The sequence below is a fragment of the bacterium genome, assembly GCA_026708015.1.
Classification (GTDB): Bacteria; Actinomycetota; Acidimicrobiia; order Acidimicrobiales; family Bin134; genus Poriferisocius.
Genome location: JAPOVT010000011.1, coordinates 1 through 9,884 on the forward strand (window position 1 = coordinate 1; position 9,884 = coordinate 9,884).

At 63.6% G+C, this 9,884-nt stretch carries 10 protein-coding genes; 3 read left to right on the top strand and 7 right to left on the bottom strand.

The features are described from left to right. Positions 1–133: 133 nt before the first annotated feature. The 4 genes from OXG30_02605 to OXG30_02620 form a co-directional block, all read right to left on the bottom strand. The gene (locus OXG30_02605) at positions 134–355 is read right to left on the bottom strand and encodes a ribbon-helix-helix domain-containing protein (GenBank protein ID MCY4133790.1); all 222 of its coding nucleotides are present in this window, start codon (positions 353–355) and stop codon (positions 134–136) included. A gap of 65 nt (positions 356–420) precedes the next feature. Then, positions 421–1,611 (bottom strand): cytochrome P450, encoded by a 1,191-nt coding sequence (locus OXG30_02610; protein MCY4133791.1) that lies wholly within the window; start codon positions 1,609–1,611, stop codon positions 421–423. Between the two features lie 14 nt (positions 1,612–1,625). Continuing rightward, on the bottom strand, positions 1,626–2,399 hold the full coding sequence (locus OXG30_02615) for a glucose 1-dehydrogenase (protein ID MCY4133792.1): 774 nt from the start codon (positions 2,397–2,399) through the stop codon (positions 1,626–1,628). A 49-nt stretch (positions 2,400–2,448) separates the two neighbouring features. After that, a complete protein-coding gene (locus tag OXG30_02620; GenBank protein ID MCY4133793.1) occupies positions 2,449–3,942 on the bottom strand; it encodes an NAD(P)/FAD-dependent oxidoreductase in 1,494 nt (497 codons plus the stop codon). A 172-nt stretch (positions 3,943–4,114) separates the two neighbouring features. On the opposite strand from OXG30_02620, the gene OXG30_02625 reads away from it, so the two are divergent. Beyond that, complete coding sequence (locus OXG30_02625; GenBank protein MCY4133794.1) at positions 4,115–6,142, top strand: cytochrome P450; 2,028 nt, start codon at positions 4,115–4,117, stop codon at positions 6,140–6,142. Positions 6,143–6,221: 79 nt separating this feature from the next. Here OXG30_02625 and OXG30_02630 read toward each other — a convergent pair whose 3' ends face one another. Genes OXG30_02630 through OXG30_02640 form a run of 3 tightly spaced genes read right to left on the bottom strand, consistent with a single transcriptional unit; the run spans position 6,222 to position 8,359 of the window. Then, positions 6,222–7,253, bottom strand: a complete 1,032-nt coding sequence (locus OXG30_02630; GenBank protein ID MCY4133795.1) for a Rieske 2Fe-2S domain-containing protein — start codon at positions 7,251–7,253, stop codon at positions 6,222–6,224. Positions 7,254–7,304: 51 nt separating this feature from the next. Then, positions 7,305–7,601 carry a Dabb family protein gene (locus OXG30_02635; protein ID MCY4133796.1) on the bottom strand — a complete coding sequence of 99 codons (297 nt, stop codon included), beginning with the start codon at positions 7,599–7,601 and terminating at the stop codon, positions 7,305–7,307. 14 nt (positions 7,602–7,615) lie between these two features. Further along, positions 7,616–8,359, bottom strand: a complete 744-nt coding sequence (locus OXG30_02640) for an SDR family oxidoreductase (protein MCY4133797.1) — start codon at positions 8,357–8,359, stop codon at positions 7,616–7,618. A gap of 158 nt (positions 8,360–8,517) precedes the next feature. On the opposite strand from OXG30_02640, the gene OXG30_02645 reads away from it, so the two are divergent. Both OXG30_02645 and OXG30_02650 read left to right on the top strand, forming a co-directional pair. Then, a complete protein-coding gene (locus tag OXG30_02645) occupies positions 8,518–8,754 on the top strand; it encodes a hypothetical protein (GenBank protein ID MCY4133798.1) in 237 nt (78 codons plus the stop codon). A gap of 103 nt (positions 8,755–8,857) precedes the next feature. Beyond that, on the top strand, positions 8,858–9,884 hold a 1,027-nt coding region (locus tag OXG30_02650), incomplete at its 3' end, for a hypothetical protein (GenBank protein MCY4133799.1).

Below are 9,884 nucleotides of genomic sequence, written 5' to 3' on the forward strand. Positions count from 1 at the left end.
CCCGCACCCAACACCCCAAAAACAGACTCAACCCAATTCTCATGAACAATCAGGGCTAAGGCGATGGCGGCCGGGGCGAAGCTCCGATGCCCCTCGCAGGTGGTCAATGAAGATGTCGGTGTCCACCAAGACATCAGCCACTAGCCCACTCGTCCCTGTCTGGAGCCGATGCAGCGGGAAGCACACCAAAGGTGGCCGAAAGCGCATCCCCCGCCTCAGGCACTTCAGATGCCAAATAGGCATCCACCGCGCTGCGAATCACCTCGGCCATAGTGACCCCTTCGGCCTGAGCCAGCTCATCAATCCTCATCCGCTGCTCCTGCCTCAAGTACACCTGGGTACGCACTGCTGACATACATCACAATATACAGCATGCTTTAGCGACCGTCTATAGAAGCGTATTGGAATGTACGTCGAAATCTAGCGCCAGGTGATGTGGGCGGGGAGGTCGCTGTAGGCGAGGTTGGCGGGGAGCGGTGGGTACTCGAAGCCCGCCACGGGGGTTAGGGCGGACACTTTTTCGAGCAGGGTCTCGATGGCGGTGACTCCTTCGAGGCGGGCCAGGCTGGCCCCGGGGCAGACGTGGGCGCCGGCGCCGAAGGCCACGTGGTTGAGGGGGTCGGGTCGGTCGAGCCGGAAGTCTTCAGGGTCGTCGTACTGCTCCTCGTCCCGATTGGCCGACGCCAAGCCCACCTCCACCCAGTCGCCTTGCTTCATGTCCACCCCGCCCAAGTGGGTGTCCTTCAGGCACCGCCGGGCTACTCGGGGGGCGGGCGAATCATGGCGCAGAGATTCTTCGACGAATATCGGGATTAGCTCCCGGTCGGCTTCTAAGGCAGCAAACGTTTCGGGCTCGACAATGAGCCGGTGCATGGAGTGGGCTAACAGTCCCCTCGTGGTGTGTACCCCGCCCAGCACCATGGTCTGAAGCTGATGGGCGATCACCGTGTCGCTGAGAGGCTCGCCTTCGAATTCGGCGTCCAAGAACACTTTGTAAGTGTGCGAGCTGGGCTCGTCGGCCAGGCGCTCCTGGGCCACCAAGTCCTTCAGGTAGCCGGTGATGGGCGGGCCGTCGGGGGCGTACTGGGGGCACACCGCCCGGAACATCACCGAGCCGTCCGACGACCACACCTTCAGGTTGTCGGCCCCGTCTTCGGGCAGGCCGATGATGTGGGCGATCACCTCGCAGGGGATGGGCACGGCGTAGTCGGCGTGCAGGTCGGCAGGGTCCTCGCCAGACAGGGCGTCAAGCAGCCGCTCGCAGGTCTCCCGCACGAACGGTTGGATTCTCATGGTGCGGTGGGGCCCCAGCGCCGAGTTGTACAGCCGGCGGATCTGCCCGTGGACCGGCTCGTCGATCTCAGGAAGGAAAAGCTGCTCTTGGGGCACTTCCTCCACGCCACCGAGCCCGGTGCCCGGCGTCATATCGGAGCCGTAGGTGTCTACCGCATACAGCAGTTCGTCGGCCTCTTGGCGACGGGTCAGGTAGTAGCCCAGCGGGGTCTTGGCCACCGGCCCCTGCTGGCGAAGCTCGGCCAAGCGGTCGAAGGGCAGGCCGGTCTCGAAGTACTCAGGATTGTGGGGGTCGAACGCAGGAAGGGTGTCGGTCATGGCGGTGTCCTTGCCTATTCCTCGAACGACTCCCGCCACGGACCGGCCAGGTGCCCGCCGTCGATCACGAACTGCGCGCCGGTGATATAGCTGGCCTCGTCGCTGGCCAAGAACAGAGCCAGCGAGGCGATCTCTTCGGGCTCGCCCATGCGTTTGATGGGCTGCATGTCCATGAGCCGGTCGAGGCGGGCCCGGGTCTCGGGCGGTGCCTCCTGCACCATCGGGCTGTTGATCACCCCGGGGTGGATGGAGTTGACCCGCACCCCCAGCGGCCCCAGTTCGATGGCCGCTGAGCGGGTCATGCCCGTGACTGCGAACTTGCTGCCGGAGTAGCTGGTCATGCCCAGCACGCCCACGATGCCGTCGATGGAGGAGATGTTCACAATGGCACCGTTGCCGGTGGCTACCAGAGCGGCCTTGGCCGCCCGCATCCCCAGGTACACGCCGTGGAGGTTGATGTCGATCATCTCGTGGTGGGTCTTCAGGTCTAGACCCTCCAGCGTGCCGAAAGCGCCGATACCGGCGTTGTTTACCAAGATGTCCAACTTGCCGAACCGCTCCACGGTGACGGCTACTGCGGTATCCCAGTCGTCCTCCCGGGTGACGTCGAGTTGCTGATAGAAGGCGTCGGGGCCCAGTTCGGCAGCCAGCTGCTCACCGAGCACGTCCCGCAGGTCGGTGATGGCCACTCTGGCCCCCTCGGCCACGAACCGGCGGGCCTCGGCCTCACCTTGGCCCCGGGCGCTGCCGGTAATGAGCGCCACCTTTCCTTCCAACCTTCCGCTCATTGCCGTCGCCTCCTGCCGATCCGGGTGTTTCTTGCCTACGGGGTCGAATTCAGTCCGCGGGCAAAGAGGCCACCTCGTAGGCGTCGTCGTCGATGGCGGCGGTCTGGTCTTTGAAGGTGGTCATGTTGTGGGGCCACTGGGTGACGATTCGGCCGCTGGGGCTGCGGTAGTAGCCGTTGCAGCTGGCGTTCCAGGGTCTGATTTCGGAGATGCCCTCTTGCACCCACTGGTTGTAGTCGGCCATGGGTTCGGCCTTGACGTCCACCCAGGCCAGGCGCTGCTCGGCCAGACGCTGGATGTGGGCCAGGGCGTAGTCAACCTGGTACTCGATCATGGTGATGATCGAGCCATTGTTGGTGTTGGGGCCGTACAGCATGAACAGGTTGGGGAACCCCGCGGTGGTGATGCCCATGTAGGCGGTGGCGCCGTCGTCCCAGGCATCGTTGATATGCAGCCCACCCCGGCCGATCACCTCGATGGCCGACAGGTACTTCGTGGTGGAAAACCCGGTGGCCAGCACCATGGTGTCCATCACCCGCTCGGTGCCGTTGACGGTGAGAACCCCCTTGGGGGTGATCCGCTCGATGGCGTCGGTCACCAGCTCCACGTTGGAGCGGTTGTAGGTGGTGAAGTACTCGTTGTGGAACAGCGGCCGCTTGCAGCCCCACATGTGGGTGGGGGTGAGCTTGGCCCGTAGCTCGGTGTCGGTCACCGCCTCTAGGGCTTGCCGGCCGATGGCTTCCATCTCAGCCTGCCGCTTGGGGTCTTTGAAGGCCATCCCGGTGTCCACCTGCTCGAATAGCTCGTCGCGGCGGGCCACCACGATGCTGGGATCGGCCTGTCGGGCGGCCATTTCCTCGGGGGTATAAGGGTCGTCTTCCTTGGGCAGCACCCAGTTGGCAGTGCGCTGGAACACGTAGAGCTGGCCCACCTCCAGGGCGATCTCGGGCACTAGCTGCACGGCGCTGGCCGCTGAGCCAATGACGCCGACGGTCTCACCGGCCAGATCGTGGTCCCAGTCCCACCGGGCCGAGTGGATGGTCTTGCCCTCGAAGGAACCCAAGCCTTTGATCTGGGGCAGGGGAACGTCGTTGAACATGCCCAGCGCGCTGATAACCACGTCGGCAGTCACTTTGGCGCCCGACTCGGTGGTCAGCGTCCAAGTGGCGCTGTCCTCGTCCCACCGGGCCGAGGTCACGGCATCGTTGAAGCGACAGTGGGGGAGCACCCCATACTTCTCAGCGCAGTGCTCCATGTAGCGCAAGATCTCGGGCTGGCGGGCATACGGACGGGTCCAATCGGTGTTCACTTCGAAGGAGAACGAGTAGAGTTCCGACTGGATGTCGCATGCGCAGCCGGGATAGCGGTTGTGGTACCAGGTGCCGCCCACACCGCTGCCCTTCTCCAGCACGGTGAAGTTCTCAAATCCCGACTGGCGGAGCCGGATGGCGGCACACAAGCCGCCGGGTCCGGCTCCGATGATGGCGATTCGCAGGTCCCGCTCTCCATTGCCGCCGGCTGTCTCTGATTGCTGCGTGCTCATATCCACCCCTCGATCGTCGCACTGCTCGGAAAACGCTACCCTCGTGCCCGCTCCGGTTAGAAAACGGAGGGAGCATCGGGCGCGGCCAGAGCCTTGGGAAAAGGGCTGAGTTGTGGTTGTGAAAAGTGCCAATGGTTAGAGTCCCTACCGCGGGAGAGGCGGAAAAGCGTTCATGACGATTACCGAAAATGATGCGACAGCTACCCAGATGACGCTGCTCGACGAGCTTGTCCTGACGCTTCTGAACGAGGAGAGCGGCTACTTTCGCCAGGTTCCCGGTTGGAACTTGAACTGCGCCATCGTGGGGGCGGCGCTCGCCGAGCTGTCGCTCATCTATCGCATCGACACCGATATGAAGTCCTTGATCCTCCTGGATCAGACCAGGACGGGTGACCCTTGTCTCGACCCGGTTCTCTCCGAGATTGTCAAGGAGCCGGTTCAGCGCAACGCCCAGTATTGGATAGAGCGGCTCGCTCCAAAGGCGGATTCGATCATCGATGCGACACTGGCGCGCTTAGTTGACCTGAAGATCCTGCAACATCACGAAGGGGATTTCTGGTCGTTGGCTCAAGGAGCCTGGAAGTCGGGATTCCACACCAGTTCCGAAGTGGGCACTGCCGTCGAGTTCGTGAAGACCCGGATCAGCCAGGCGATTTTCAACAACGAGATTCCCGGCCCCAGAGACGTCATCATCATCTGCCTCATCGACACCTGTGACGTCTTGCGCTACATCTTCGAACTCGACGAGGAGTCGGAAGCCCGCGTCGAGCAAATCTGCAAGATGGACCTGATCGGACGTTCAATCGCCGATGCGGTCAACGAGAACATTGCCGGATCGCTGTTCCATCGAACTGCCCTGACCAGGGCGATTCCCCGGCTAAAGCTGCGCAAGGTGATGCGCAGCAAGCACCTCCGCAAGGGCAACGTGCCCGCCTTCATGGCAGAACTTCACAAGGAGTACGGGCCGGTATTCGACGTCAAGGTGCCATTCCAGGGTCGCATGATCTTTTTGGCCGGGCCCGAGACGAATCACTGGGTACACCGTCATGGCCGCATGCACCTGCGAGCCAGGGACTATCTGGAGGACTTCGAGAAGGTCTACGGCGGGGTGGGACTACTGCCCGCTCTCGACGGTGCTGATCACTTCCGGTATCGGAAGTCCATTCAGCCGGGCTATGCCCGCGGGAGGCTGGAAGAACAGCTCGACATGGTCTTTGCCAAGGCACGGGAGAACCTGGCGACTTGGAATATTGGTGAAGCGGGCACTGCGGTGACCATGTGCCGGAATCTGATCAACTCGGAGCTGTCACCGCTGACCATCGGCATTGACTCGAATGACGTATCCGACGATATGCACAAGTTCAAGGAGCGGGCGCTCAAGACGCACCTGGCCAAGACGCTTCCCAAGTTCATGCTGCACACTCCCTCGATGAGGCGCCGGGCGAAGCTCATCGACGACGTGGTTGATCGGGTTTTGCAGGTCCACACGCCCGCCCAGCGTGCGGGATGTCCTCGGGATCTTGCCGACGAACTGTTGAATATGCACGCCAGCGATCGGCAGTTCCTCCCCGAGTCGAACCTGCGATTCGTGCTCTCGGCACCGTTGATTGCCAGCATGTACGTGGGCGATCAACTTTCCTTCATTGCCTACGCCATGCTGTCGCAGCCGGAGTACCTCGAAAAGATCCGCGACGAGGCCGATGCCCTGTTCGTCGACGGCGACCCGGACCGCGAAACGCTCACCGGCCCGGCGATCGACGTCACTCGCCGCTTCATCATGGAGTGCCTGCGCATGTACCCCATCGTCCCGATGTCGGTGCGGAATGTGATGAACAAGTGCGTGGTTGAAGGCTACGAACTGCCGGAAGGGGCCCGGGTCTTCATAGCCCAGACGGCGACGCACTACATGAGCGATCATTTCCCCGATCCCTTCACATTCGACATCGGCCGCTACGAGGCACCGCGCAAGGAGCACATCGGCTCCACCTACGCCCCCTACGGGCTGGGCACGCACACCTGCCTGGGCATCCGGTGGACGGAGCTTCAGTTGGCGATCAACCTGCTGATGATGGTGCATTACTACGAGCTGGAGATTGCTCCCAAGAAGTACAAGCTCAAGATCAGCCCGTTCCCGTCGATGTCGCCCAACAAGAAGCTCAAGTTCCGGGTCGCCGGGAAGCGCCACGAACTGCCCGTCTGATCCAGCACCGCCGAGCAGAAGAGATTTTGGCGGCTAGCGCCTCGCCCTTTGCCATGCCCTTTGCCATTGCCTGCTATCCCTAGCTGTCGCTGGTCGCCGGGTCGGGATAGAACTGGGCGCAGTAGGAGCGGAACTGCATGATCTCACCGTCGGCACGCGATAGGCGGGGGCGAGACCGGTACTGCTTGTTGCTCCAGATCGGAATGTCTTGGAGGACGTCTTGTTTTTCGAAAGCGGCCATGACCTTGTTGATGATGGGAGCCCGCAGCCTCACAGGAAGAAATCCCAATCCGGCAATCTTGCGACCCGGTTTGCGAAGTTCTCCCGTCTGCGACACCACCGACAGATCAATCAGCTCACCGTCGACGGGGGTCGCCAGAATCCAGAGACGCGTGTCCAGGCCAATGGTGCGCTCGCGCACTTCCACAAAGGAGTACCCCAGCCCATAGATGAGAGTGTTGGCGGCGACGTCGAGCTTCAGTTTGGCGACTTTGGCCACTCTCCGAGTCCGCCCAAAGTCAAAGCGGCTCCGGAAATGGGCCCCGTCCACCGAAACCGGCTCGACGCGAGTCACGCTGTCGTAGCCATGGACATGCTGAAGGTGGGTCAGGTCCACCGAATTCTCGGTTGTCTCCTGGGGATGGCCGGGAAAGCGGGAGGTCCAGATATGAAGGCTGCTCCAGCCCGCTTGGTCCGGTTCCTCATCGGGCAGGTGCCATTGCGGCGGTCGTCCCCCGATACCCCACCAGGCGAAGATCAGACCGGCGATTTCCCGGGTCTCAAATGTTCGCAACCGCGCCGCCTTCGGTGGGGGTCCGAAGGGAGTGGCCACGCACTGGCCATCGGCCTGGTACTCGAATCCATGAAACGGACAGACAAGCCGGCCGTCGCGAACCCATCCTCCCACTTCGGGCCCCAGATCGGCGCCCAGATGCGGGCAATAGGCCTCAGCGACGCAGACGCTCCCGTTGTCGTCGCGCCAAACGATGATGTTCTCGCCCATCCAGCCCCTTTTGATGAGCTTGTCCTTCACCAGGGACTGTCGGCTGGCGACGAAGTACCAGCCCTCGGGAAACGGGGAGGGCAGCGGGTCGTTCGCTGATGCCGTCATATCGCTCAGAAAAGCTACCCTTGTGGCCGCAGTTGTTGGAAAACGGAGAAATCAGGAGATCTCGAACTGGATGGCGGCTCGGTCGGTGATGGCCGGGCGGATGATGTCGAAGACGATCCGCTGGTGCTCGGGGTGGTCACGGTAGGTCAAGTAGGCGTCTTGATCGGCGAAGTCTCCCACTACGGCGAAGTCGAAGTTGCCCTCGGCCAAGCCGAGGTCGGGCCCGATGGTGTAGGTCTCAGTCACGCCGGTGGCCTCGGGCATGGTGGCGATGGCGTCGTGAACCGCCTGGCGCTGGGCCTCGTCGGCGTCATCTCGGAATTTGAACATCACGACGTGTCGGATCATGTCTTCTCCTTTTCCTATTGCAGTCCGGCACTGAGGCCCCCATCCACCGGAAGGGCGGCGCCGGTTATGAACCGGGCATGCTCAGAGCACAAGAAGGCGGCGATCCTTCCGAAGTCGGCGGGGTCGCCCATCGGACCGAGGGCGGCCATTGCCTCCAAGTTGCCGGGCTTGTCACCGTACAACTGCCGCATACGGTCGGTGGCGTGATAGCCGGGCTGGAGCGAGTTGACCGTTACTCCGTCAGCCGCAACCTGGTTGGCCATGGTCTTGAGGTAGCCGGTTGCCCCGGCTCGAGCGGTGTTCGACAAGATCAGGTTGTCCAGAGGTTGTCGCACCGACACCGAAGTGATGGCCAGAACCCGGCCCCACCCCTGGGCCTGCATGGGCGGAACGGCGGCTTTGGTCATGGCCACCACCGACATCAGGCTCAGGTCGAGGGCTATGGGATACAGGTCGGTATCGGTATTCGCCCAGTCGCCTCCCGGCGGTCCGCCAGCGTTGGTGACCAGGATGTCAATGCCGCCTAGGGCCTCGGTGGCGGCCTCCACCAATGAGGTGGCGCCGACCGCATCGGACACATCCCCCACGATGGGAATGGCCCCGGGCACGCCGTCCGCTGCCTGGTTGAGACGGTCGGGGTCGCGTCCGTTCATCACCACCTGGCACCCTGCTTCGGCCAGCGTCGCCGCGGTGGCCAAACCCAACCCGGCCGATGAGGCGGCCACCAACGCCCGTCGTCCGCTGATTCCTAAATCCACGGGGCGAGGTTAGTGGTCAATTGGATGTGCTGTGAGCCTTCGGGCTGGCGAGGCCGAACCTGGCAATGAGTGGTCTGCGGCCATGAATTGGTAACTCCCGGCTGATTTTTCCGATCGCTATGGTCATTGGGGCTACCGATACCCCCTCCCATCGGCGAATGGGCGCCGACTTGAGCGCCCACAGCCCGATGGACGCCTCAGATGTGGCCGACGAGGCCCTGGCCAACCTCCACAACGGGCCAACCTACGTGGTCGGTGAGCACAACCAGGCGGCGGCCGATTTCATTCTCACCTCCCAAAACCGGGGAGCGATTGTCTCGTCGATGAGCGAATCGTCGGCAGGCATCGGCCACCACGCCACCGGGATCGACTCCAGGCCCTACACGCCGGGCTGATCGAGTCCAGGGCCACCGCGGCCACCCCCGATGCCGATTTGCCAGCTGACTGGTCTGCTCCTAGCTTGGCGCTCTGTGACTCTGCATTTTGATCTGTTTGGCAATGGGCGGCCCCGGGGAGCGGTCGCTGCGCTCGCGGTCGTGGCGGGCCTGCTGGTGTCGCTTCTCGGCGCCGCCGGGGCTGGCGCGCAGCCTGCATCTGAAGCCCACACCCCCCCCCGAGGAAATTGAGCAGCGCGACCAGCTAATCGCCGACCAGGAAAACCTCCTGAACGCCTACCGCTGCTTGTTCAACGTCGACATCGACGCGGTCCCCGGGCAGTGCCCTGACCCCGCAACCGTCTCCCCCGGCACAGCTCCCAAAAACCCCACCCAACAAGACCTCACAGCGCGCGACCAACTCATCGCCGACCAAGAAGCACTGCTCAACGCGTACCGATGCCAACACCGCACAGACACCCAACTCGTGCCCGGCGGCTGCGCCGACCAGCCGGACCCCCAGCCAACCCGCCAACCCGCACACGCCTTCACCGCCATCACAGTCGGCTGGGTCCATTCGTGTGGGATCAGGGCCGACAGCACCGCCGTATGCTGGGGCGACAACAGCGACGGGCAGGCGGACGCCCCAGCGGGCGCTTTCACTGCCATCGCGGCCGGCCAGTACCAGTCGTGTGGGATCAGGGCCGACAGCACCGCCGTATGCTGGGGCCGCAACGACGCCGGGCAGGCGGACGCCCTCGCGGGCGCGTTCACCGCCATCGCGGCCGGCGGCGACCATTCGTGTGGGATCAGGGCCGACAGCACCGCCGTATGCTGGGGCGACAACGACGACGGGCAGGCGGACGCCCCCGCAGGCGCCTTCACCGCCATCGCAGCCGGCTTGTACCATTCGTGCGGGATCAGGGCCGACAGCGCCGCCGTATGCTGGGGCCGCAACGACGCCGGGCAGGCGGACGCCCCAGCGGGCGCTTTCACTGCCATCGCGGCCGGCCAGTACCAGTCGTGTGGGATCAGGGCCGACAGCACCGCCGTATGCTGGGGCCGCAACGACGCCGGGCAGGCGGACGCCCCCGCGGGCGCGTTCACCGCCATCGCAGCCGGCAACTCCCACTCGTGTGGGATCAGGGCCG

Coding starts and splice junctions, on each gene's coding strand:
- OXG30_02605 (MCY4133790.1), bottom strand. CDS start 355: ATGTCAGCAGTGCGTACCCAGGTGTACTTGAGGCAGGAGCAGCGGATG.
- OXG30_02610 (MCY4133791.1), bottom strand. CDS start 1,611: ATGACCGACACCCTTCCTGCGTTCGACCCCCACAATCCTGAGTACTTC.
- OXG30_02615 (MCY4133792.1), bottom strand. CDS start 2,399: ATGAGCGGAAGGTTGGAAGGAAAGGTGGCGCTCATTACCGGCAGCGCC.
- OXG30_02620 (MCY4133793.1), bottom strand. CDS start 3,942: ATGAGCACGCAGCAATCAGAGACAGCCGGCGGCAATGGAGAGCGGGAC.
- OXG30_02625 (MCY4133794.1), top strand. CDS start 4,115: ATGACGATTACCGAAAATGATGCGACAGCTACCCAGATGACGCTGCTC.
- OXG30_02630 (MCY4133795.1), bottom strand. CDS start 7,253: ATGACGGCATCAGCGAACGACCCGCTGCCCTCCCCGTTTCCCGAGGGC.
- OXG30_02635 (MCY4133796.1), bottom strand. CDS start 7,601: ATGATCCGACACGTCGTGATGTTCAAATTCCGAGATGACGCCGACGAG.
- OXG30_02645 (MCY4133798.1), top strand. CDS start 8,518: ATGGGCGCCGACTTGAGCGCCCACAGCCCGATGGACGCCTCAGATGTG.